Origin of the sequence: Haloarcula amylovorans, assembly GCF_004681185.1 — an archaeon.
GTDB classification, from domain to species: domain Archaea; phylum Halobacteriota; class Halobacteria; order Halobacteriales; family Haloarculaceae; genus Haloarcula; species Haloarcula amylovorans.
On record NZ_SRIF01000002.1, the window covers coordinates 901,536 to 925,499 of the forward strand.

A 23,964-nucleotide genomic window follows, 5' to 3' on the forward strand; every position below is an offset into this window, starting at 1 on the left:
AGTATGATTGGTGTCGTCGGCGGCGGTATCGCCGGCCTCTCTGCGGCGTATCGACTTCAGCAGCAGGGTCACGAGGTCCGCGTCTTCGAAGCGAGCGACGACCTCGGCGGGCTGGCCGCGGTGTACGAGACGGCCGGCGACCCCATCGAGAAGTTCTACCACCACCTCTCGAAATCCGAGGAGACCATCGTCGAACTCGCCGAGGAACTCGGCCTCGGTCGGGACGTCGAGTGGCGCATCGGCAAGAACGCCTACTACGTCGACGGCGTCGTCCACCCGATGGACAAGCCCTGGGAGATTCTGGCGTACCCCCACCTCTCGCTGTACGACACGTTCCGACTCGGAATGCTCGTCCTCGACGTCGACATGCGGGGCGGTATCCCTTCCTTCGACAGCTACGAGCGACTGGAGGACTACGAGGACGTGCCTATCGAGCAGTTCGTCGTCGAGCATACGACTCGGGGCGTCTACGAGAACTTCTTCGAACCGCTGCTGGACGCGAAGTTCGGCGACCGGAAAGACGACGTGAGCGCCGCGTGGCTGCTGGGTCGCGTGAAGTTCCGCGGCGAGCGCGACATCCTCAACGGGGAGATTCTGGGCTACCTCGACGGCGGTTTCGGCCGCCTGCTGGACGCGCTCGTCGACGCCGTCGGCCGCGAGAACATCGAGACGGGCACGCGCGTGACCGACCTCGATACGTCCGGCCGCGAGGTCGCGTCGCTGACCGCCACCGACGGCGATGAGACGACCACGCACGATGTCGAGAGCGTCGTCGTGGCAACGATGCCGGACGTGCTCGAAGCCCTCACCGGCTACGCCTGCGACATCGACTTCCAGGGGACTGTCTGTTCGGTCATCAGTATGGAGGAGTCGCTGTTCGACACCTACTGGCTCAACATCGCCGACGAGGCTCCCTTCGGCGCGCTCATCGAACACACGAACTTCGTCCCGGCCGAGCGCTACGGCGGCGAACACCTGCTGTACGTCGCCCGATACGTCCAGTCTCCCGAGGAGGACATCTGGAAACAGGACGACGAGGCAGTCAGAGAGACGTGGCTCTCAGGTATCGAGGCTCTGTTCCCGGAGTTCGACCGCGACGCCGTCAACTGGGTGCGAACTGCACGCAACCCGCGGACCGCGCCCGTGTACGAACGCGGATACCTCGACATGGTGATCCCGTACGACCTCGGCGACGAGGTGGCCGAAGGTGTCTACTACGCCGGAATGGCCTCGAAGGCACAGTATCCCGAGCGCTCGCTCAACGGCGGCGTGGTGGCGGGGTACGAGTGTGCGGAGCGCGTGGCCCGCAGGGCCACGAAGTAAGCGAGCGGCGTCGCCGCGAGCAGCGTTGCCCAACGGGCAACTAAACGAGCGGGGAGCGGAGCGACCCGCGAGTAGCATGGCCCGCAGGGCCACCGAATAGCTAGAACGTCCTGACACCGACGTCCGGACTTTTGTGACCGGAGACCGAACGACGAGTCGATGCACCGACGGACGTTCCTCGCCGGGTTCGCGGGGCTCTTCGGCGGGTGTACCGGATTCGGAGCGGACGCTGAGGGAACTGGCTCCGACCCGGTGACGCCAGCGCCAGTGCCGTCGGCGACCGAGACGGCGGGACGGGACTGGGAGCGGTTCGAGGCCCGGGCATGCCCTACGCTCGACGTGCGGACCGACCAGACGGTGTGTTCGCACACCCAGTCGGAGACGGCACCCCTCACCTTCACGCCGAGTCGGCCAGTGGTCACGCTCACTGGGGGGTCCCTCGCCAGTCCGCTCTGGTTCACGCTCCGATGGCGCGGGGCGGGCGACCTCTCGGTGTTCACCGAAAGCTGGTACCTCCAGCGGTGGACCGACGGCGAATGGACATCGGCCGCCACCACGCCCTCGTCGTCGCAACTCGTCACGCTCGACCCCGGCGGGCAGTTTACGTGGGTTCTCGGCGTTGATTCGACGGAGCGAGCGGTGTCGGTCGACGCGATGCTCGAACCCGGTAGCTACGCCTTCGCGGTACAGACCATCGGGGCGGAGAGCCGACTGCACTCGGAGTGTCTCGCACTGTTCGACGTCGTCGCCGGGGACCGCTGAACGCAAGCCGTCAGTCGCTTCGCGCGCTCTCGTCGTCGACGCCGGGCGCGTCAGAAACAGAGACGTCGGCGGGTTCGTCCTGTCCGCCGACGATCGTCTCGCCGTCGTCGGTCTCGACGTACACGTCGTCGGCGAACCCACCCTCGGCGTGGGGGTGTTCGGGGTCGTCGAGTTTCTCCGGTGTCGAGGGGGCCTCTCGGATACCGTCGCCCGGGCGGAACGCGCCGAGCGGGTCCGAGATGGTGATGCCGTGGCGCTCGAAGAAGTCGGCGTAGCGGTCGTAGTGTTCCTGCAGTTCGTCGCTCGGGAACTCCATCATCTCCGTCCAGCCGTGATTGTAGAAGTCGAAGTTGGCTTGGACGTGCGTTATCTCGCGGGCCTCGGCCTCCGGGTACCCGGCGTCGAGCGCCGCGACGTAGGTGTCCATCGTCGCGTCGAAGAAGTCGGCCAGATGGGGCCGGCGTTCCGTCGCCCGCCCCTCGGCCGACTTCTCGGCGAAGTAGTCCGCGTGAAAGTCGACTAGTCGGTCGTTGACCTTCTGGCCGACCACCGGGAGCGTCAGCGCCTGCTTGGCCGCGAAGTGCTTGACGTTCTGACGGAGTTTCATCGTATCCAAACTGCGGGCGCGAACGCCTTCAATGCCCTGCTCCCGGTTGCTTCCCCACGCTATCCTGTGCTATCGCAAACGATACGGAGATAGCAATCCACATTAAGCCCGATTTCCTATTTACCGCACATGAGCACGTCGCACGTGATTATCGGAGACGGCATCGCGGGTGCCTCCGCGGCCGAGACAATTCGGGAAAACGACCCGGACGCAGACGTCACCATCATCACCGACGAGGGCGAAGCCCTCTACAACCGTATCCTCATCAAGGAGTTCGCCAAGGGGAAACTCCCCGAAGCGCCGATCTCGATTCACGAACCCGAGTGGTACGAGGAACGCGACATCGACCTCGAACTTAACACGCACGTCACGGACATCGACCCCGACGCGCACGAGGTCAACACCCACAGCGGGACCACCTATCACTACGACAAGCTCCTCGTCGCCACCGGCGGGACACCGGCCCAGCTTCCCGTCGAGAACAGCGACGCCGACGGCGTCCACCACTTCTGGACGTTCCAGGACGCCCGCGGCATCCGCGAACACGCCGCCGAGTCCGAGACTGGTATCATCGTGGGGGCCGGTCTGCTCGGTATCGACCTCGCGGCCGTCTGTGCCGCCCAGGAGATCGACGCCAAGTTCCTCATGCGCGGCAACCGCTGGTGGCGCTACGCGCTCTCGGAGGACGGCGCGGAGATCATCCACGACGCCCTGCGCGAGAACGGCGTCGAACCGGTCTTCGAGTCCGGTGTCAACAAGTTCGAAGTCGACGACGACGGCCACGTCACGGGTGCCGTCGACCCCGACGGCAATCACTACGACGGCGAGTGGGCTGGCGTCGCCATCGGCCTCGATTTCAACACCGAGTTCCTCGCCGGCTCCGGGCTCGAACTGGACGACGGCGTGGTCGTCGACGAGTACATGCAGACGAACGTCGAGGATATTTACGCCGCCGGCGACCTCACGAAGTTCTACGATACCATCCTCAACGCGCAGGCGCAAAACGGCGCGTGGGGATCGGCCAAGGAACAGGGATCCGTCGCCGGGTCGAACATGGTCGCAGACGACGAGGCCGAAGCCTTCCGCTGGGTCTCCTCGTACTCCATCACCCACTTCGACTTCCCGTTCCTCTCGTTCGGTCACCCGACCCGCGGCGACGACGAAATCGAGCAGAAGTACTCCGACACCGAGTGGCGTCGGCTCGCCTTCGAGAACGGGCAGTTGGTCGGCGGCGTGCTCATCGGCGACCTCTCCCAACAGTCGAAGTTCAAACAGCTCATCCGCGAGGAGCGACAGGTCGCCGACAAGAAGGAGCTCCTCGTCGAGAAAGACGTCGACCTAGAGGAAGTGAAGGCCCAGACGGCCGCGCCCGCGGAGTAACCGGCTCTAGCGCGACAGCCTCCTGCTCCGGCGCGACAATCACGTAATCGGCATGCAGTTTTTTGCTCCTTGCCACCGTCTATCCGGCTATGCTTCGAGCGCTCGCCCACTGGCTCGTCGGCGTCGTGACTCGCAGCGATGATGCCGACGACAAGGTAGACGATGGCGAGGACAGCGGATTCACCGGCTCTCGTCTGGACGCCTCGGTGAACGAGAGTCACGGCGAGAGCGGGCACGAAGCGGCCCGTGAGATGGCCGACGTGCAACGACAGGCTGAATTGTTGGGCGAGCAAGAGCGCCATCGACGATAGTGAAAACGACGCCCTTTTTTCCGCAGAAAGCGGAGTCACGCGTATGGATGGCGGCAGCGGCGACATGACGCTCGCCTTCGACTTAGACGCGCTGCGGGAACTGGCCTACCCTGACAGCGTGTTCAACGACGCGCGCCAGTGGTCCGAGTACGTCGGCGTCATCTCCGATCAACCCACGTACGTCGTGACGAATTTCACGCGCAAGCATCGCATCCGACAGGACTTCTTCTCCGGCCCGCGCGGCCGCGAGGAGAGCCTCGAAAACGTCAAGGAGCAGTTCGACACCGACCGGCACGTCTTCGTCGGCACCGAGGACGCCGACGCCGAACTGGCCGAGACCGCCGGCTGGGAGTATCTCCCGGTCGAACAGGCCGCCGAGGCCGCCGGCTGGGAACTGGGCGAACCCGACGCCCCCGCGGCGACGACCAACGAAGACGACGAACGCGACGACTGGCCGTAGGCGACGCCGGCAGCGAGTCATGTCAAATATCGTTATATTTGAGTCCGAGTAGTTGGTTTTATTACGAAGTCGGTCGGGAATCTATTTATGTCCCTCAGCATCGGTGCGGCCCTCCGAAACGGCTTCGACGACTTCGCGTCCGAGAAGGGTGCACTCTTCACCGCGGTGTTTATCCTCCTCGGGATCGCCAACGCGGTGTTCTCCCAGACGTTCTCGGTGGCGCTGTACGAGCGACTGCTCGATTTCATCCCGACTGCGCCTGAGAATCAAGCGCAACTGGAGCAGGCCCGACAGGCCTTCTTGGAGCAAGCGCCGCTGTCGCTCGGAACCTCCATCGCCGTGGCACTGCTAGGACTTTTCGTCCTATTCTTGATCGCCGAGGCACTCCGAATCGTCGCCATCCGTGCGTTCGCCGACGACGCGGGCAGTCCGCTTCCCAGTGATGCCACGCGAGCGCTCGGGTCGACGGCGCTGACCGCGATACTCGCGGCCATCCTCACTGGCATCCTCGTCGCTATCGGGACGGTCTTTCTCGTTATCCCCGGTATCATCGCCGCCATCTTGTTCACGTTCGTCCGACAAGAGATCGCACTGAACGACAGCGGCGTCATCGAGTCCATTCGCAACAGCGTCAGTATCGTTACCGACGACGCCCTCGCAGTGACGGGACTGCTCGTCGTCCTCGTCCTCTTAGGCATCGTCGTCACGCTCCCACTATCGCTCATTCCGATTCCGCTCTCGCCGGTCGTGACGCTCGCTATCAACACGATTATCGGACAGTTGGTCGCGGTCTACGGCATCGCCGTCATCACTGACGCCTACCAGCAGGCCACGGCCGACGCCGCGACCGAAGCGGAGTTCGAAGTATAGCGTCGGTCGGGTAGCGGCGTATCGCGGCCTTTAATCCCGCGACCCTCCTAGACGCGTCAATGGCAGAACCGCGCGTACCCGGCGGACGCGAGTCCGAACTCGAACTCGCCTGTGGCGAGGTCATCGATACGCACGACGACCTCCACATGGGGATTCGAGCGCTCGACTGCGCCTGCGGCGAGACGCACGCCGTCGTCCTCGGCGCGCACCCGCTCTCGCGTTTCGTCCCCGAGTTTCTGGCCGACATCCTCACAGAGACGGTCGAACCGGCCGACGACCACGACGAGTTCACGATGGCGCATCTGATGGGCGTCGTCATGGAGGAGTTCCCCGAGCAAGTGGCCGTCGCCGACGCCGCCGACGACGGCGCGGTCGGCTTTTCGATGGCGTGGGTCACCGACTTCGACTCCCGTCGCCTCCACGAGATCGTCGTAGAACTCATCGTCGAACTGATGGAACACGCCGTCAGCCACAGCGAGGACGACGCCGTGATGTCGGAGTTCGAGGCACAGATGCTGGAGTTCGACGTCGAAGCGTTCGTCGAGCAGTACCGTGCCGAGCGAAACTTCGACGACCGACACGACTCTGCGGTGTGAGTCGTGTCCGAGGAGACGTTTCTCGAATGTCGAGCGGGTAACCGCGAGACGAAGCGAGGCCGCGTGGCGCCCGTCTCCCCACCGCGAGTATTTCTATCTCGCAGTCTAACCGTCGGTAATGCGCCTGCGCTCGGTCGTTCTCGCGGCCCTATTCGTGCTGGCCGGCTGTAGCGGGTTCGCCGCCAGCGAGCGGCCGGAGACGGTGACGCCAGCGCCGGTCCCTGACGCGGACCCGGGAGCCACGGGCGTCCCGGGGCTGGCGAACGACAGCGTGAATCCCACGCTCCTCGCACAGGCACATCGAGACGCACTCGACAACCGCTCGTACACGCTCACGGTCAACTGGACGACGGACGACCGGGAGTGGGAGACGTGGCTCGCTGTCGAAGACGAGCGGCGCTATCGCTACCTGAGCACGCAGACCACCGGGGCCTACAGCGACCGCCTTTTCGTCGAAGGCGACGTTCGGTACAGCCGCCATCGGCGACCGCTGGGCATCCAGTACCGTCGGAATCGGTCGGTCCCCGCGAGCGAACGGTTCGGCCACCACACCGGGCGGCTCGTCGAGACGTATCTCCCGGCCGGTCCGGTGGCCGTGCGGCAGCTAGCGGGCGGGTATATCGTCGTCGCCGATCACGCGCCCGCAACCTTCGATCGCGTGCGCAACTACACTGTCCGGGTCACCGTCACGTCGAGCGGGTGGGTACGGACGTTCTCGGTCCGCTATTTCGACCCGTATCAAGATGTCTCCGTGCGCTATCGCTTCGAGTACAGCGCCATCGATGAGACGGTCGTCGAACGACCGGCGTGGGTCGAACAGCGGTGGCCCGAAGATTTCCAGCGTGAGACGGTGACACCCGTGATGTCTGACGACGGCTGACAGAGCCGGGGCGCTCGTCGTCCGTCGATTTTCGCTAAAATGCCGTCTGACTGCTGTCTGACGGTGTTATTTGATGTTTGGGGTGTTGTAATACTCTATGGCCATACGTCAGGGGGAGTTCGAGCGCATCCGGGCTGTGCTCAACGACGCCGACGCCGACGGGCCGTTCACGGCGCGGGAGATTCTGGACTTGCTGGCCGAACACGACGAGGACTTCGACAGCGTCCACCGCGTGGCGACGGTACTGGGTCGCCGCGCGCAGACGGGCGAAGTCGAAGTCATCGAAGACCAGCCGTATCGCTACCAGGTCAGCGAACTCGGCAACTAAGCGATCCCGCGGCCGCCCGGGCGCGTGACAGTCTCCCGTGTGACTCCGTCGCATTACGATATTCGAAACCCACCTTCGAGACTCGTATCTTTTCGCCGGGCTTATTACGATGTGTGGGTTCGAATCGGGTAATGACAGACGAGGAAGACCGCACTATCCTGCTCATCGGGAGTGGCCCGATAAAGATCGGACAGGCCGCCGAGTTCGACTACTCCGGTGCACAGGCCTGCCGGGCGCTCCAAGAGGAAGGCGCGCGCGTGGTTCTGGTCAACTCCAATCCGGCGACCATCATGACCGACCCGGAGATGGCCGATAAGGTATACCTCGAACCCATCAACACCGAGGCTATCACGGAGATTATCCGCAAGGAGGACCCCGACGGCGTTATCGCCGGACTCGGCGGGCAGACCGGCCTGAACGTCACGGCCGAACTCGCCGAGGAGGGCGTCCTCGAAGAGTACGACGTGGACGTGATGGGCACGCCACTCGACACGATCTACGCGACGGAGGACCGCGACCTCTTCCGCCAGCGCATGGAGGACATCGGCGAGCCGGTGGCCCGGTCGACGACCATCTCGCTCGACGAGGACGAGTCCGTTACGGACTTCGACGAGGAAGCGCTTCGTGACCGCGTACAGGACGCCGTCGACGAGGTCGGCGGCCTACCGGTCATCGCCCGCACCACCTACACGCTCGGTGGGTCCGGGTCCGGCGTCGTCGACGAGATGGACGAACTCGTCGAGCGCGTCCGCAAGGGACTTCGCCTCTCCCGCAACGGCGAGGTTCTGGTTACGGAGTCCATCGAGGGCTGGGTCGAACTGGAGTACGAGGTGATGCGCGACGCCGACGACTCGTGTATCATCATCTGTAACATGGAGAACATCGACCCGATGGGCATCCACACCGGCGAATCCACCGTCGTCACGCCCTCGCAGGTCATCCCCGACGAGGGTCACCAGGAGATGCGCGACTCCGCGCTGAAGGTCATCCGCGAACTCGGCATCGAGGGCGGCTGTAACATCCAGCACGCCTGGCGCGACGACGGGACGCCCGGCGGCGAATACAGAGTGGTCGAGGTGAACCCGCGCGTCTCTCGCTCCTCCGCACTGGCCTCGAAGGCGACGGGATACCCCATCGCCCGCGTGACCGCGAAGGTCGCCATGGGCAAGCGCCTCCACGAAATCACGAACGAGATTACCGGCGAGACCACCGCGGCGTTCGAGCCCGCCATCGACTACGTCGTCACCAAGGTCCCGCGCTGGCCCATCGACAAGTTCCGCGACACGGATTTCGAACTCTCGACGGCGATGAAATCGACCGGCGAGGCGATGTCCATCGGCCGGACGTTCCCCGAGAGCTTGCTCAAGGCGCTTCGCTCCTCAGAGTACAACCCCGCCGTGGACTTCGGGGAACTCGACGACGAGGAACTCGAAACGGGATATCTCGTCCGCGCCTCGCCTGACCGCCCGTACGCCATCTTCGAGGCGTTCACGCGCGGCTACACCGTCGAGGAGATCGTCGACCTGACCGACATCGAGGAGTGGTACGTCGAGCGCTTCCAGGAGGTCGCCGACGCCGCCGAAGCCGCGATGAACGGCGACTACGAGACGGCCGCACAGGCCGGCTTCACCGACCAGGAGATTACCGCACTCGCCGGCGGTGAGTTCAACGACACGCACGTCTCGTGGCTCCCCGCCAGCCTCGACGCCGACGGCGGCGACGAGGCCGAAGTCGAGGCCGCCACGGACGGCTCCGGCGTCACGGTCGACACCGTCGAGGACGAGACGACCCACCGCGACTACAAACTCGTCGACACCTGCGCTGGCGAGTTCGAGGCGACGACGCCGTACTACTACTCGACGCGTGACCCGGTCTCGGGCATCGACCGCAACGAACTCCAGATCGACCCCGACGTCGAGAGCGTCGTCGTGGTCGGCGGCGGCCCCATCCGCATCGGGCAGGGCGTCGAGTTCGACTACTGTTCTGTCCACGCCGTGCGCGCCCTGCGCGAGATGGGTATCGACGCCCACGTCGTCAACAACAACCCCGAGACGGTCTCGACGGACTACGACACCTCCGACGGCCTGTTCTTCGAACCGGTCACCGCCGAGGAAGTCGCCGACGTGATCGAGTCGACCGGTGCCGACGGCGTGATGGTCCAGTTCGGGGGCCAGACCTCCGTCGACATCGGCGAACCACTGGAAGACGAACTCCAGCGCCGCGACCTCGACTGTGAGGTTCTCGGCACGAGCGTTGAGGCGATGGACTTAGCGGAGGACCGCGACCGCTTCAACCAGCTGATGGACGACCTCGGCATCGCACAGGCCGAGGGTGGCACCGCCACCAGCCAAGAGGAAGCCCTCGATCTAGCCCACGACATCGGCTATCCGGTCCTCGTCCGTCCGTCGTACGTCCTCGGCGGCCGCGCGATGGATGTCGTCTACAACGACGACGACTTAGAGACCTACATCGAGGAGGCGGTTCGCGTCTCGCCCGATAAGCCCATCCTCGTCGACGAGTTCCTCGCCGACGCGGTGGAGCTAGACGTGGACGCCGTCGCCGACGAGGACGACGTGCTCATCGGCGGCGTGATGGAACACGTCGAGACGGCCGGGGTCCACTCCGGCGACTCGGCGTGTATGATTCCGCCCCGCTCCCAGGAGATCAAGGACGTGATGCCGCGGATCCGCGAAGTCACCGAGCAAATCGCCGACGCGCTCGACACCGTCGGCCTGCTGAACGTCCAACTGGCGGTGCGTGACGGCGAGGTCTACGTGCTTGAGGCGAATCCGCGCTCCTCGCGTACAGTCCCGTTCATCTCGAAGACGACGGGCGTCCCCATCGCCAAGCTCGCCGCGCAGGTGATGGCCGGTACGTCGCTGGCGGAACTCGACATCGAAGAGCAGATTCCCGAGCAGGTCTCGGTCAAGGAGGTCGTCCTGCCGTTCGACCGCCTGCCGGGCTCCGACCCGCGTCTCGGCCCGGAGATGAAGTCCACGGGCGAGGTCATGGGTACGGCCGGATCGTTCGGCAAGGCCTATCAGAAGGCCCAGATGAGCGTCGGCAAGCCCATTCCGCTCTCCGGAACCGCCATCGTCGACCTACCTGTCCTCGGCTACGAGGAGCACTTCGACGTGAAGGACTTAGACGACTACGAGGACACCGACGCCGTCATCGAGGCCATCCAGAACGGCGAGGTGGACCTCGTCGTCTCCCGTGACCGCGACGTGCTCGAAGCCTGCGTCGAGGAGACTGTGACGTACTTCTCGACCATTGAGAGCGCCGAGGCCGCGCTGGAGGCCATCAACTCAGACGACCAACCGCTGTCCGTCCAGGCCATCAGCGAGCGCCCGAAGACAGCCCGCGACTGGGGCGACGAGTAACCCGACGGTTCGCGCCACGTCTGAAACGGGCCAACTGAGCCCGTTCCTGCCGGCCTGTCGCAACTGCTCGCAGTCTCGGTCGACCAAACAGCTACCCCTCTGGGTGGCGTTAGTGCCCGCTATGAACGTCGCAGTGTTCGGAGCCGGCGGCATCGGCGGTTATCTCGGCGCTCGCTTGGCCGACGCCGGCCACGAGGTCCACCTCGTCGCGCGCGGTGACCACCTCGCTGCGATTCGGGCCGACGGACTTCGCGTCGAGAGCGTCGCCGGCGATACTGCGGTCGAACTGCCCGCGACGGACGACCCGAGCGAAATCGGAGCCGTCGACTACGTGCTGTTCTGTGTGAAGTCACACGACACTCGTGAGGCCGCCGCCGATCTCGAACCGCTCCTCGGCGACGACACCGCCGTCGTCTCGTTCCAGAACGGCGTGGATAACGAGCGATGGCTCGCCGAGGAGGTAGGCGAGTCCCGCGTCGTCGGCGGCGTCGCCTACATCTTCTCGACCATCGCCGAACCGGGCGTCGTCGAACACACCGGCGGCCCAGCGCGGTTCGTCTACGGCGAACTGGACGACGCCCGCACCGCCCGTATCGAAACGCTCGACGGCGCTCTCCGCTCCTGTGCGGGCATCGAGGCAGTTCTCGCTGATGACATCCACGTCGAACTGTGGCGGAAGTTCGCGTTCATCTGTGCCCACTCGGGGATGACCGCCGCGACGCGACTGCCTGTCGGCGAGATACGCGCCCACGAGGAGTCGTGGCGGATGTATCGACGTATCGTCGAGGAGGTGTGTGCGGTCGCCCGGGCGAACGGCGTGGCGCTTCCCGACGACACCGCCGCGGAGTGGGTCGAGTTCGCGCGAGACCTCGATCCGGATTCGTACTCCTCGCTGCACTACGACCTGACACACGAGAAGGCGATGGAACTCGATGGGCTGAACGCCGCCGTCGTCCGCCACGCCGAGGGGACCGACGTAGACGTGCCGATGAACGAGGCTGTCACGGCCGTCCTCCGACCGTGGGCCGAGCGGTTCGCGGATAGGTGAACCGAGGGGCCGTCACTCCGTTCAGCCGTTCGCTAAAATCGAGGGCCGCTCCTTGCAGTCGCGCCCCTCGCTACTGCTTGCGGCTCACTTCGTTCGCCGCTGCGCTTCTTCGAGGAACTTCACTTCGTTCAGTTCCTCGCTACTCACGGGTCGCTGCGCTCCCCGTTCGAACTACCGAGAGCCGCGCTACGCGCGCCTCTCGCTAATCCTGCGCCATCCCGAGCACGTCGTCGAAGAAGCCGAGCGAGTCGTGCGGGCCAGGGTTGGCCTCGGGGTGGTACTGGCGCGTGATGATGTTCAGGTCGTCGTTCTCCAGTCCCTCGGGGGTATCGTCGTTGACGTTGACCTGCGTCACGTCGAGCTTGTCGCCGGGTTCGGCGACGGTGTAGCCGTGGTTCTGGGTCGTCATCACGACCTGGTTCGTCCGGAGGTCACGCACCGGCTGGTTGACGCCGCGGTGGCCGAACTCCATCTTCGAGGTTTCGCCGCCCAGCGCGTTGGCGACGACCTGCTGACCGAGACAGATGCCCGCGAGCGGCACGTCACCGACGTAGGTCTCGACGAGTTCACCGGCCTGCTCGAAGTTTTCGGGGTCGCCCGGGCCGTTCGAGATGAACAGCAGGTCGGGGTCGACGGCCGCCACGTCGTCCTCGGTGGCGTCGTAGGGGAAGACGTGAACGGCGGCGTCGCGCTCGACCAGCGACTCGACGATGGAGCCTTTCGCGCCGCAGTCGACCAGCGCGACGGTCTCGCCGTCGGCGTCGGCGTTGTGCGTCTCCACCTCGTCGACGGAGACCTGCGCGCCGATGTCCGTGTGGTCGGACATGTGCTTGCACTGGCGCAGTTCATCGAGCGCGTCCTCCTCGGTCGCGTCGGGACCGGCGGCGATGCCGCACTTCATGGCCCCCTCGTCGCGGATCTCGGTGACGATGTCGCGCGTGTCGAGGTGATCGACAGCGGGCACGCCTTCGGATTCGAGCCACTCGGCCACGTCGTCGGTGAGTTCGCGGGCGACGGCCCCGCGGGGGTGGACGCGGTCGGACTCGAAGCGCTCCTCGCGGACGCCGTAGTTGCCGATGAGCGGGTACGAGAACGTGAGAATCTGCTCCTCGTAAGAGGGGTCGGTCAGACTCTCCTCGTAGCCGGTGTAAGCGGTCGTGAAGACGATTTCGCCGCGTGTCGTGCCGGGCGAGCGAGCGCGGGCCTCGATGACGCGTTCGCCTTCCAGTGCTACGTATGCGTCTGTCATTACGAGATGCGTACAAGATTCCGGTTCATAAGGGTTGCTTTCGAAGTCGAGTTACGATTTTCGTAATCCTCAAGTTCGGGAGGTGAGAAGGGTCGCATCTCGATGGACGAACTGGACAGCGAGATACTCTCGATACTCCGACAGGATGCCCGCACGCCCTACACGGAGATTGCAGACCAAGTCGGGACCTCCGAGGGGACCGTCCGGAACCGAGTCGAGCGACTCGTCGAGGACGGCGTCATCGAGCGCTTTACCATCGCCACTCGCACCGGGAACGTCAAATCGATGGTCGAGGTCGGCGTCGACGTTAACGTCGATACGGAGGCCGTCACCGACCGCATCGCCGAGTGGCCGACGGTCGACTTCGTCTGGCAAGTGTCCGGTGAGGAAGACATCGTCGTGGTCGTTGACGCTGCCGACACGGGGGCCGTCAACGAACTCATCACGCGTGCGCGAGAGTTAGACGAGGTCGTGAGTACGAAGACAAGGCTAATCCTCGACGAACGCGTCGGCTGACCGACGGGAACCGACGCGTACCGAGGATTCGCCGAGTGAGGCTAATATTGGACGAGCGAGTCGGATGAACGTCAGTGAATCGACGAGCGAACCGATAGTCGCCGAGTGAGGCTAATTCTGGACGAGCGAGTTAGGGAACACTAGTACCTTCCTCGGAAATAGAGGGGCAGAGAGGGAGCGGCTGAACGGCCATCCCGAGATTCATTGTTGCCCAGCCGATAACGGGGGTATGCAGTTTTCTGGCCCCATTCCGGGCGATATCACTTCGACGTACGTCCAACTTGCGGAGGATGGCGCTCAGTTTCTGGCCGTCGCGTTCTTGCTCTACGCCGTCGGCCGACTGCTCGTCGTCCCGGGCGTCCGCTGGAGTCTCGCACGCTCGAAGCTCGACGGGACAGTCGAGAGCGCACTGATGAGTACGACGCACCTGGCGGTCGTCGTGATAACTATCGTCGTCTCGGCGAGCGTCGCTGGCTTCCGGGGAAGTCTCGCCGGGTCGACGCTCATCGCGGCCGGCATCACGATAGCGGTCGGCCTCGCCGCACAGGATGTGCTCGGGAACTTCGTCTCGGGAGCGTTCATCGTCACCGACCCGGACCTGAACGTCGGCGACACTATCGAGTGGGAAGACAAGCGCGGGACCGTCGTCGACATCGACCTCCGGGTGACGCGGGTGCGGACGCCGAACAACGAGCGCATCGTCGTCCCCAACACCGTACTGGCGACGAGCGCAGTGACGAACCACACGTCGACGGACCCGGTCGGCATCGCCTATCAGTTCGGCGTCGCGTACGAGGCCGATATCGACGAGGTGGCGGCAGTCATCACCGACGTCGCCCGCAGTCTCGACCACGTCACCGAGAAACCGGAACCGAGCGTCGAAGTCAGTGAACTGACCGACAGTTCCGTGGTGTTGACCGCCCGCCTCTGGATTCCGGTCAGGCGGAAGAATCGGGCATCACAGGTCCGTTCGGCCTTTATTCGTGGTGTCCACGAGGCGTGCCGGGCGGCGGGAATCGACCTCAGCGACCCGCAGAACGTCGAGCTGTCCGGCGACGTGACCGTCGAGGGACCGGAGAACGGGACTGATCGATAGCGCTCACTGCGACGGTTTATTGCCGGTCAGACCGTCGAGGAGATGAATCGCGCCGTGTTTCGAGAGCGGGTCGTTGGCGTTGCCGCAGTGAGGCGACTGCACGCAGGCCGGACAGCCGTTTTCGCAGCCGCACGACTGGAGCATCGACAGCGTGGTGTCCATCAGTGACCCGATATCGTGATAGCCCGCCCGCGTCAGGCCGATGCCGCCGGGGTAGCCGTCGTAGACGAAGATGGTCGGCGCGTCGGTGTGGGGGTGCTGTGGGGTCGAGAGACCGCCGATGTCGCCGCGGTCACAGAGATATTCGAAGGGAAACATCGAGATCATGGCGTGCTCGGCGGCGTGAATAGCGCCGGGGAAATCGCCCGCCGCGGTTGCCGCCCCGCTGGAACCGCCGACATCGCCTGCCCTATCATCGGAGGACGAACCCCTATACGCCCCGCGTCGAATCTCGTCTTCGAGGTCCACTGGCACGGTGTGATACAGCGCTTTCGTCTCCAAGGTCGTCTCCGGCAAATCGAGCGGGCGCTGACCTAGCACCTCGCCGGACGAGCCATCGCGCCGTTCGTAGCCCGTAATCTGCTTTCGCATCGTCACCGAGGCGAAGCGGACGGGCACGTCCTCGCGGGTCGGCAGCGGGCGCTCCTGTAAGTCGGCCTCAACGGTGATGGTCTTGTCGTGGAGGACTCGCGTGTAGTAGTTCGCCCACGTCCGGTCGAGTTCGGCGACCCCAGTAGAGAGGTCGAGGTCGGTCACCTCGTAGCGCCGCCCCTGGTGGTGGTAGATCGCGCCCGGATGGGCGTCGCGCAAGGCGTCCTCGAAGGGAAGCTTGGCGATGACGTCGCCCTTCGCCACCAGTTTCACCTCGCGGTCGTCGACGGTGCGGAGGCTCATGTCGTGATGGGGGCGCCCGTTCGAGGTCCAGCGAACACCCTTGTCCGTGCTCCGGCGGTCGAGTTTATTCGCCGATTCGAGGTCGGCGACCACGTCCGGGAACGTCGCGCCGAAGTGCCGGTCGTCGTCAGCCGAGAGCCAGTTCTCGCCGGCGGCCGCCTGCACGTGGTCGGGGAGCAACTGCTCGTTCTCGGGATTCGTGACGGCGCGCTCGGCTTCTTTCTCGAACAGCGTCGCCGGGTTGCGGAGCACGTACTGGTCGAGTTGGTCCTCGCCGCCAACGAGGACGACGAGCGCCGGGTCGGTGCCGCGCCCGGCACGACCGGCCTGCTGGAACGCTCGCATCCGCGTGCCGGGGTAGCCGTCGAGCAAGACGGCGTCTAGTCCACCCACGTCGACGCCCAGTTCGAGCGCGCTGGTCGACCACACTCCCCGGAGGTCGCCGGACTGGAGGCGGGTTTCGAGGTCACGGCGCTGGTCGTCGGTGAGCGCTGCCTGATACGCGCCGACGGCGTCCGCGAGGTCGTGGTCGCCTCGGTCGCGCAACTCGTCGGCGCTGTCGCTGGCGTAGCGCTCGGCGGTCTGGCGCGACCCCGCGAACACGACCGTCTGGAGGCCCCGCGAGACGAGGTCCACGAACAGGCGTTTGGCCTCGACGTGGCTGGACTTCCGGCGGCCGCTGCCCCACCCCTTCCCACCGTCGGACGAGTCCGACGAGCCTGCGCTCGCGATGCTCGCGGAGACACCGTCGTACTCCGGCGGATTCCACAGCAGCCAGTGGCGCGGGCCGCTCGCGCTCGTATCTTCGTCGACGAGCGCGAACGACGATTCGGACTGGTTCGTGACCGTCGCCGCATGTTCGACGGGGTTACCGATGGTCGCCGAACAGCAGACCCATTCGGGGTCGCTGTCGAAGCGCTCGGCGACTCTGGCGAGTCGGCGCATGACCAGCGAGACGTGGCTGCCGAAGACGCCGCGGTAGCCGTGAACCTCGTCGACGACGACGGTTTCGAGGCGCTGGACGAACCAGTCCCAGAGGCGGTGAGCGTGCGGGAGGATGCCATAATGGAGCATGTCCGGCGTCGTCAGGAGAACGGTGGGCTGTCGCTCTCGAATGGCTTCTTTCTCGGATTTGGACTGCCGGCCGGTGTACTGGGCGACCGAGACGCCCGAGGCGAATCCGAGTCCCTGCGCCAACTCGGAGAGCGTCTCAGTCTGGTCGTTGATGAGCGCGACCTGCGGGGCGATGTATAGCGTCGTCGCGCGCCTATCCAGCGCGCGCTCGAAGGCGGGAACGGTGTAGGCCAGACTCTTTCCACTGGCCGTCTCCGTGGCGAGGACGACGTTCTGACCGTCTCTGACAGCGTCGATGGCCTTCGTCTGGTGGGCGTAGAGGTCGGTGATTCCCTCGTCGGCTAGTACACCGGCCAGTCGCGAATCGAGGGACGTGTCGGCGACGGTGGCTTCGCGGCCGGGGACCGTCCGCTCGTCGGCGATCTGACCCTCGTAGTAGGGCCGCTCTCGGAGCCACGCGATGGTGTCGTCCACGGGCGGGCTACGACAGGGACGGCTATCGGTCTTGCTGTTCCTGCCGTACGCGCTCTTGCTGTGGCCGACGGTCGGCGCGCCCCGGTAGGTCGGCGACGGCTTCGGGAAGGCCCTCTATGGTCGTGACGACCGTTCGCTCCGATTCGATGCGCGGGACCCCCTCGCCGGCGACAGCGACGAGACGGCGAGCGGCCGCGACGACGGACTGGTTGGCGTCGCCCACGTCACCGGCGAGCACGGCGGCGTCGGCCTCGCGGGCCAGTTCGGTCGCACGCTCCCTCGAATGCTCGTCCACGCCGGCGAAGGGCGGAACGGTGACGGCCTCGCAGTCGAGTTCGTCCGCACGCTCGGCGGCGGCGTCACCGGCCGGCACGACGCCGACGCTGACCGTGAGGCCGGCGGCGACGAGACGAGCGACAGCCGCGGCTGCCTGCGTTCCGGTGCCGACGACGTGAACGTGCGCATCCAGGGGGTCGCGGTCGGCCAGCGGCGTCACCAGCGGCGCGTCGAAGCCGGGCTGGCGAGTGACGAGCGTCTCGGCGTCGAAGGCGTCACCGAGCGTCTCCGTCGTGAGTACCTTCCGAGGAGTGCCCGCCGCTCGTACCGCGCCGTCGGCGAGCAACACGAGTTCGTCGCAGTACCGCGCGGCGAGGTTCAGATCGTGGATGGCTGCGACGGCCGTCTTTCCTTCGGCGACGAGCGAAGACGCCAGTTCGAGGGTGCGGACGGCGTGGTTGATGTCCAGGCTTGCCGTCGGTTCGTCGAGCAGGAGGACCGGCGTCGCCTGTGCGAGGGCGCGAGCGAGCAAGACGCGCTGGCGCTCGCCGCCCGATAGCGACGTGATCGCCCGGTCGGCGAACTGCGCGACATCGGTCCGCTCCATCGCCGCTTGTACGGCCTCGCGGTCAGTCTCGTCCACGCGGTCGAACCGCCCGAGGTGTGGCGTCCGCCCCATCTCGACGGCCTGCTCGACGGTGAACTCGAAAGAGAGCGTCGTCGTCTGGGGCGTGCTCGCGACCAGCTGGCTCACCTCCCGCGCGGAGAGGCCGTCGAGGCGTTTGCCGGCGACGCGCACCCTCCCCTCGTCGGGGGTGAGCGTCGCACGCAGGGTCCGCAACACCGTCGTCTTGCCCGCCCCGTTCGGCCCGACAAGGCCAACAAGCGAGCCGCGGTCGACGGCGAAATCGACGCCCGAGAGAATCTGCTGACCGCCGAGTTCGACCGACAGACCCGAGACTTCGAGCATCGGATCCGCATCGGTGTTGCCCACACTACTGTCGAGCGAGCGGTCGACTTGGTCTCTCATAGCTCGTGTACCTCCCGTTTCCGGAGCAAGTAGAGGAAGAAGGGGGCACCGAGCGCGGCGGTGAGGATGCCTACCGGCATCTCGGCTGTCCCCGAGCGAGCGACGGTGTCGGTGGCGACGAGGAACGACGCGCCCGCGAGCGCCGCCGTCGGGAGGAGGATGCGGTGGTCCGGACCGACCACGAGTCGCATGGCGTGGGGAACGATGAGACCGACGAAGCCGATGACGCCCGTGACGGCGACGCCGGCGGCCGTAACGAGCGACGAGAACGCCAGCAGCAAGCGCTTGGTCCGTTCGACGTCGATACCGAGACTCTGTGCGTCCTCCTCGCCGAGCAAGAGGACGTTCAGGTCCCGCGCGTAGACGAGCAAGCCGACGAACGGGAGCGCGACGAGCAGGAGGCTCGTCCACACCTCCGGCCACGTCGCGCCCTTGAGATGGCCCATGAGCCAGAACAGCGCCCGCCGGATGCTCTCGCCGCTGTGGAGCAGGAGAAAGGAGACGACCGCGCCGAGGAACGTCTGGACGGCGACACCAGCTAACAGAAGCGTCGCCACGGGCGTGCGGCCGTTCTGCGTGGCGATGAGGTAGACGCCGAAGGCCGCGACCAGTGCGCCCGCGAAGGCCGCCCCGCGGAGGCCGAGACCGAACGGGAACGCTATCGGTGCGACGATGAACCCCACCGCGCCGACTGCCGCGCCCGAGGAGACGCCGATGATGGAGGGGTCGGCCATCGGGTTTCGGAAGATACCTTGCATGATGGTGCCCGCCGCCGCGAGCGAGAAGCCGACGATGGCTCCCAGCAGGATTCGGGGGAGCCGGACCTGCATCACGATCTGCCGTTGTAAGTCTTCGACGGGGAACTGAAACAGGGACCGGGTGGTCACGTCGAGCGTCGCTCCGGAGACGTTGACGGCCGTCGGCACGACGATGGCCTCTAAGAGTACCTTCGTCACCGCCTCCGGCGGAATCCACACCGGGCCGATGCCGGCGCTCACGGTGACGACGAGCGCCAGCAACGCCGTGAGTGCAATCGACCACGAGGCGACCCGTCCCCCTACGTGCATGGCTGCAAGGTCACTTGCAGTAGGTAAATATTTATTGTTACTGCCCCCCGGACAACACGATGCGACGATTCGCCACGCTGTTCGTTGGATTGCTGTTGCTCGTCTCTACCGTCGGTGTCGCACCGGCAGCTGCCACGAGTACGCAGACGACGGCTGCACAGTGTCCGTTCCCGGTGACGCTGACCGACGCGACGGGGACCGAGATAACCATCGAGGAACGCCCGGAGCGGGTGGTGACGACCAACCCCTCGGCAGCCCAGACCATGTGGGAGATTGGCGGGCGCGACCAGGTGGTCGGTCTCACGCAGTACGCCTCGTATCTGGAGGGGGCCGATAGCCGAACCAACGTCTCCGCTGGGTTCGGCGTGAACGTCGAGAAGGTGGTCGGCACGAACCCCGATCTCGTCATCGCGCCGAACGCCAGTTCGGGCGACGTCCAGGCGCTTCGGGATGCGGGGCTGAAAGTGTATCACCTGCCCGCGGCGACCAGTATCGAGGATATTAGCGAAAAGACGACGACCGTCGGCCGCCTGACCGGCAACTGCGAGGGTGCAGGCGAGGCTAACGCGTGGATGAGCGCCAACGTCGATGCCGTCGAGAACGTCTCTGCGGAAACCGAAGAGAGCCCGAAGGTGTTGTACCCGCTCGGCGACGGCTACGTCGCCGCGAACGGGACGTTCATCAACGCGCTGTTCGAGGCCGTCGGAGCCGACAACGTCGCCGCGCGCAACCACACCGACTATCCCCCGTTGAGCGACGAGGTGCTGTTACAACTCGACCCCGAGGTGCTCGTTCTCACCGAGGGGACGACGGGTCTCGTGAATCAGGAACCGTACGCCAGTACGACCGCAGGGGAGACGAACAGTACTATCGTTTTGCGAACGCGAGACCTGAACCAGCCAGCCCCGCGGAGCGTGGTCAACGTCGTCCACAACGCCTCCAGACAGCTCTATCCCGAGCAGTATAACGAGGACACCTACGTCCCGCGGTCGGCCGTGACGACGGGAGCCGACAACTCGACGGATAGTTCGACGGAGACCGGACCGTCGTCGGCATCGACGAATGCGACGGAGCCCGGCACGAACTCGCCAGCATCGACGACGGGTGGGAACGGACCCGGGTTTACTGTCGTCGCTACGCTCCTCGCCATAGTCGCTGCAATGTCGATGGCCCGCGGCCGAGACTAATCATAATATAACATATATAATTATCTATAAAATTTTACTACGCTAGTCCGATTCAATAGTAAAATCGCACGTATAGCCCGGTTTACTGTCAATAATTCCTGACTCGTCAGGTTCAATTCCGGTAGCTACAGTGTAAATTTGCGCAAAATTTTTTGTTTAGGGGCATAACTGTCACAATAGTCCATTTGTGATTTCGCATGACTGACAACAAACGCACGCTCTCCGACGTCCTGTCCCGCCGCAACCTGATGCAAACCGTCGCCGGTCTCGGTGCCGCCTCCGTAGCCGGATGTTCCGGTCTCACCGGCGGTGATGGCGGTGACGGTGGCGGTGGTTCGGTAGACCCCGTCCAAGAACGCGTCACCGTCGAACCGGGCAACATCAAGGAAGGCGGGACGTTCAAGACCGCCATCGGCGAGAATCCAGACACCTTCGACTACGTCGAGAGCACCTCCGCGTCGGCCACTATCCTGCACAACCTCCTCTACGAGGGGATGGTGACCACCGACGCCGCCGGGAAACTGTATCCGTGGCTGGCGGAGTCCTACGAACAGGCCGCGGTCAACGACGTCACGGCCAGCGACTACACGTCGTACATGACGTCGGCTCAGTACGCTGAGACCGACGACGGAAGCGTCTACATCGACACGGACGCACAGGTCATCATCGAGAGCCCCGACAACCCCGACAGCCCCTCCGCCGGTGACGAGGCGAAGGTCCTGACTCCCGAACAGGCCACGCAGGCCGTCGAAGATGGAACGTTCGGGATGCACTATACCTTCCAGCTCCACGAGGGAATCGAGTTCCACGACGGTGAGGAACTGACCGCATCCAACGTCGTCGCCTCCTACGAACGCGTCCAGAACTCCGGCCTGTCGGGGCAGATATACGACTCCCTGCTCGACATCCAGGCCAACGGCGACTACACCGTCGAACTGTACTCGCAACTTCCGGACGCCGCCGCCATCCGCGAACTCGGTGGGCTTCCGGTGTACCCCACGAAGATGACCGACCTCGAACTCGGGCAGATGGACCCCCGGGAGGGGAACACGCCGCTGGGGACCGGAATGTTCGAGCTAGCGGAGTTCAACAACGAGGAGTACATCCTCTTCGCGAAGAACGAGAACTACTGGTTCGACACGGAGATGAAAGACTGGTTCGAGGGGCCCTCGGAGTTCCCGAACGGCCCGGCCGTCGACGAAGTCGACGTCGCCATCATCGGGTCGGACTCCCAGCGCGCTGCCGCGCTCGAAAGCGGCGAGATAGACATGAGTTACGGCCTCACCGCGAGCACGCTCACCAACTACCAGAACTCCGAGGACTACCGAACTGCGCCGACCAACGGAGCCGGCTACACCTTCCTGCAGTTCCCGGTCAGACAGGAGCCCTGGACCAACGCGAAGATTCGCCGGGCCGCGAACAAGCTCATCCCGCGCCAGAGCATCTCCGAGAACATCTTCCAGGGGTGGGAGAAGCCCGCGTGGGTCCCGCTCCCGCCGCTCGCGGCCAGAACGGGTTCGACTGACTACGAGGCGATGGTCGAGAACCTCAAGAGCTACAACACCTACGAACCGGAGGCCGCCGCCGAACTGGCCGAAGAGGCCGCGGGCGAGGCTGACATCGAGTTCCCCATCGAGGTGACGCTGGAGACCAACTCCGACAACGACGACCGCGTCAGAACTGTCGAACTCATGGCCGAGTCGATGAGCCAAGAGATAGACGGCACGCAGTACTTCGACGTGAGCGTCAACACGAAGGAGTTCCTCACCTTCATCAGCCAACTCCTCTCACAGGACTACTGGAAGCAGGGGAAACTGGCGTTCATCGGTCTCTCCGGTGGGTTCAATCCGCACGGCTACGCCAAATCGGTCCACAGTCCGCAGAACTTCGCCCAGTGTTGTAACTTCCAGAACATCGACATCCAGGAACTCAACGAGGCGATGGAGCAGGCCCGATACGGTCCCGAAGTCGCCCAAGACTCCGAACTGCGGCGCGAACGCTACGAAGAAGTCTGGAAGATGATTCTAGAACAGAACGCCAACTCCTACGGGACCCACAGCACGCTGGTCGGTGTCGTGAACAACGCCGTCAAAGGATTCAACACCTATCCGAGTACACAGGACATCATCGGCTACGCCATGTACAACCCGGCCGACGAGCAGATAACCTACCTCGACCGATAATCGCGGTCCCTAATCCATGAGTCTGCGACGCTACATCGCCAAACGCGTTCTGCTCATCTTCCCCATACTGTTCGGTGTCTCGGTCATTACGTTCGCCCTCGTCCAGATTACGCCGGGCGACCCCATCGACGTGGTGGTGGCGCTGAACCCCGATATTTCGCCCGCCGAGGAGATGCGACTCCGTGCCCGATACGGGCTGAACGATCCGATATGGGTGCAGTACTTCGAGTGGCTCAGCGGCGTCCTCCAGGGAGACTTCGGTCGGGTCATAAGCACCGACCGTGCGGTCAGCACCATCATCGTCGAGCGACTCCCCGAGACCGTCGCGCTTGGCCTGTTCGGCTGGGTGTTCGCGGTCATCATCGCCGTCCCGACCGGCATCTACGCCGCGGTTCAGAAGGACGAACTGGGCGACCACGTCAGTCGCTTCGTCGCGCTGTCGGGCATCTCGATCCCGAACTTCTGGCTGGGGCTGATGCTCATCCTCATCGGCGCGCTGACGCTCAATCTCTGGCCGGTACTGGCCCCGCGAAAGCCGCTCTATTCCCCGGACATGCTGTGGTATCTCCTCCTTCCGGGCATCACCATCGGCACCGCCTCGGCGTCGACGCTGATGCGCATCATGCGGTCGTCGATGGCCGAGGAGATGAACAAGGAGTACGTCACCGCCGCGCGGGCGAAGGGACTCCCCGAGCGCACGGTCGTCCTGAAGCACGTCCTGCGGAACTCGCTCATCTCGGTGACCACCGTCGCCGCCTTCCTGACCGCGAGCATCGTCTCCGGGTCGGTCGTCGTCGAGACGGTGTTCGGCTGGCCGGGACTGGGGCGCTCGCTCATCAGAGCCGTCTCGAACCGAGAAATCGACCTCATCTTGGGGATCACCCTGTTCATCGGGGTCGCCATCATCTTAGCGAACCTGGTGGCGGACATCCTCTATGCGGTACTCGACCCACGGATACGATACGACTAA

Annotated in this window: 21 protein-coding genes; 16 read left to right on the forward strand and 5 right to left on the reverse strand. The window is 64.9% G+C overall.

The window, feature by feature from the left end; all coding sequences use genetic code 11:
- Nucleotides 1-3 precede the first annotated feature (3 nt).
- Together E4S61_RS11865 and E4S61_RS11870 are read left to right on the forward strand one after the other, a co-directional pair.
- Nucleotides 4-1,323: an NAD(P)/FAD-dependent oxidoreductase gene (locus E4S61_RS11865; RefSeq protein WP_135304148.1), complete on the forward strand. Its 1,320-nt coding sequence runs from the start codon at nucleotides 4-6 to the stop codon at nucleotides 1,321-1,323.
- 159 nt (nucleotides 1,324-1,482) lie between these two features.
- Complete coding sequence (locus tag E4S61_RS11870; RefSeq protein ID WP_135304149.1) at nucleotides 1,483-2,085, forward strand: hypothetical protein; 603 nt, start codon at nucleotides 1,483-1,485, stop codon at nucleotides 2,083-2,085.
- Nucleotides 2,086-2,095: 10 nt separating this feature from the next.
- On the opposite strand, the gene E4S61_RS11875 is transcribed toward E4S61_RS11870, so the two are convergent.
- Nucleotides 2,096-2,692, reverse strand: a complete 597-nt coding sequence (locus E4S61_RS11875) for a DUF6149 family protein (RefSeq protein WP_135304150.1) — start codon at nucleotides 2,690-2,692, stop codon at nucleotides 2,096-2,098.
- Nucleotides 2,693-2,821: 129 nt separating this feature from the next.
- Here E4S61_RS11875 and E4S61_RS11880 point away from each other — a divergent pair, with 129 nt between their 5' ends.
- From E4S61_RS11880 to E4S61_RS11920, 9 genes are all read left to right on the forward strand, one after another.
- Nucleotides 2,822-4,072, forward strand: coding sequence for an NAD(P)/FAD-dependent oxidoreductase (locus E4S61_RS11880; RefSeq protein ID WP_135304151.1), 1,251 nt, complete (start codon nucleotides 2,822-2,824; stop codon nucleotides 4,070-4,072).
- Between the two features lie 89 nt (nucleotides 4,073-4,161).
- Nucleotides 4,162-4,383: a hypothetical protein gene (locus E4S61_RS11885; protein ID WP_135304152.1), complete on the forward strand. Its 222-nt coding sequence runs from the start codon at nucleotides 4,162-4,164 to the stop codon at nucleotides 4,381-4,383.
- 43 nt (nucleotides 4,384-4,426) lie between these two features.
- On the forward strand, nucleotides 4,427-4,843 hold the full coding sequence (locus E4S61_RS11890) for a DUF7124 domain-containing protein (RefSeq protein WP_135304153.1): 417 nt from the start codon (nucleotides 4,427-4,429) through the stop codon (nucleotides 4,841-4,843).
- Between the two features lie 87 nt (nucleotides 4,844-4,930).
- Nucleotides 4,931-5,713 carry a hypothetical protein gene (locus E4S61_RS11895; RefSeq protein ID WP_135304154.1) on the forward strand — a complete coding sequence of 261 codons (783 nt, stop codon included), beginning with the start codon at nucleotides 4,931-4,933 and terminating at the stop codon, nucleotides 5,711-5,713.
- 59 nt (nucleotides 5,714-5,772) lie between these two features.
- Nucleotides 5,773-6,309, forward strand: coding sequence for a DUF5815 family protein (locus E4S61_RS11900; protein ID WP_135304155.1), 537 nt, complete (start codon nucleotides 5,773-5,775; stop codon nucleotides 6,307-6,309).
- Between the two features lie 118 nt (nucleotides 6,310-6,427).
- Nucleotides 6,428-7,189: a hypothetical protein gene (locus E4S61_RS11905; RefSeq protein ID WP_135304156.1), complete on the forward strand. Its 762-nt coding sequence runs from the start codon at nucleotides 6,428-6,430 to the stop codon at nucleotides 7,187-7,189.
- 97 nt (nucleotides 7,190-7,286) lie between these two features.
- The gene (locus tag E4S61_RS11910) at nucleotides 7,287-7,517 is read left to right on the forward strand and encodes a hypothetical protein (protein ID WP_135304157.1); all 231 of its coding nucleotides are present in this window, start codon (nucleotides 7,287-7,289) and stop codon (nucleotides 7,515-7,517) included.
- A 131-nt stretch (nucleotides 7,518-7,648) separates the two neighbouring features.
- Nucleotides 7,649-10,900 (forward strand): carbamoyl-phosphate synthase large subunit, encoded by a 3,252-nt coding sequence (gene carB / locus E4S61_RS11915; protein WP_135304158.1) that lies wholly within the window; start codon nucleotides 7,649-7,651, stop codon nucleotides 10,898-10,900.
- A gap of 121 nt (nucleotides 10,901-11,021) precedes the next feature.
- Nucleotides 11,022-11,948 (forward strand): 2-dehydropantoate 2-reductase, encoded by a 927-nt coding sequence (locus E4S61_RS11920; protein WP_135304159.1) that lies wholly within the window; start codon nucleotides 11,022-11,024, stop codon nucleotides 11,946-11,948.
- 202 nt (nucleotides 11,949-12,150) lie between these two features.
- On the opposite strand, the gene carA is transcribed toward E4S61_RS11920, so the two are convergent.
- Complete coding sequence (gene carA / locus E4S61_RS11925) at nucleotides 12,151-13,197, reverse strand: glutamine-hydrolyzing carbamoyl-phosphate synthase small subunit (protein WP_135304160.1); 1,047 nt, start codon at nucleotides 13,195-13,197, stop codon at nucleotides 12,151-12,153.
- 102 nt (nucleotides 13,198-13,299) lie between these two features.
- Between carA and E4S61_RS11930 the strand changes: the two genes are divergently transcribed.
- Entirely contained in the window at nucleotides 13,300-13,713 is a 414-nt protein-coding gene (locus E4S61_RS11930) for an Lrp/AsnC family transcriptional regulator (protein WP_135304161.1), read from the forward strand.
- Between the two features lie 229 nt (nucleotides 13,714-13,942).
- Nucleotides 13,943-14,809 carry a mechanosensitive ion channel family protein gene (locus tag E4S61_RS11935; RefSeq protein WP_135304162.1) on the forward strand — a complete coding sequence of 289 codons (867 nt, stop codon included), beginning with the start codon at nucleotides 13,943-13,945 and terminating at the stop codon, nucleotides 14,807-14,809.
- Between the two features lie 3 nt (nucleotides 14,810-14,812).
- Here E4S61_RS11935 and E4S61_RS11940 read toward each other — a convergent pair whose 3' ends face one another.
- From E4S61_RS11940 to btuC, 3 genes are read right to left on the reverse strand one after another with little or no spacing between them, the layout of a single operon-like run.
- Nucleotides 14,813-17,251: a DEAD/DEAH box helicase gene (locus E4S61_RS11940; RefSeq protein WP_135304163.1), complete on the reverse strand. Its 2,439-nt coding sequence runs from the start codon at nucleotides 17,249-17,251 to the stop codon at nucleotides 14,813-14,815.
- Between the two features lie 22 nt (nucleotides 17,252-17,273).
- Nucleotides 17,274-18,557: a heme ABC transporter ATP-binding protein gene (locus E4S61_RS11945; protein WP_245180697.1), complete on the reverse strand. Its 1,284-nt coding sequence runs from the start codon at nucleotides 18,555-18,557 to the stop codon at nucleotides 17,274-17,276.
- Nucleotides 18,554-19,624, reverse strand: coding sequence for a vitamin B12 ABC transporter permease BtuC (btuC, locus tag E4S61_RS11950; protein ID WP_135304164.1), 1,071 nt, complete (start codon nucleotides 19,622-19,624; stop codon nucleotides 18,554-18,556). The genes E4S61_RS11945 and btuC overlap by 4 nt, the downstream gene beginning before the upstream one ends.
- Before the next feature lie 59 nt (nucleotides 19,625-19,683).
- Between btuC and E4S61_RS11955 the strand changes: the two genes are divergently transcribed.
- From E4S61_RS11955 to E4S61_RS11965, 3 genes are all read left to right on the forward strand, one after another.
- Entirely contained in the window at nucleotides 19,684-20,811 is a 1,128-nt protein-coding gene (locus E4S61_RS11955; RefSeq protein WP_135304165.1) for a PGF-CTERM-anchored ABC transporter substrate-binding protein, read from the forward strand.
- Nucleotides 20,812-21,008: 197 nt separating this feature from the next.
- The gene (locus E4S61_RS11960) at nucleotides 21,009-22,994 is read left to right on the forward strand and encodes an ABC transporter substrate-binding protein (protein ID WP_245180699.1); all 1,986 of its coding nucleotides are present in this window, start codon (nucleotides 21,009-21,011) and stop codon (nucleotides 22,992-22,994) included.
- A gap of 16 nt (nucleotides 22,995-23,010) precedes the next feature.
- A complete protein-coding gene (locus E4S61_RS11965; RefSeq protein ID WP_135304166.1) occupies nucleotides 23,011-23,964 on the forward strand; it encodes an ABC transporter permease in 954 nt (317 codons plus the stop codon).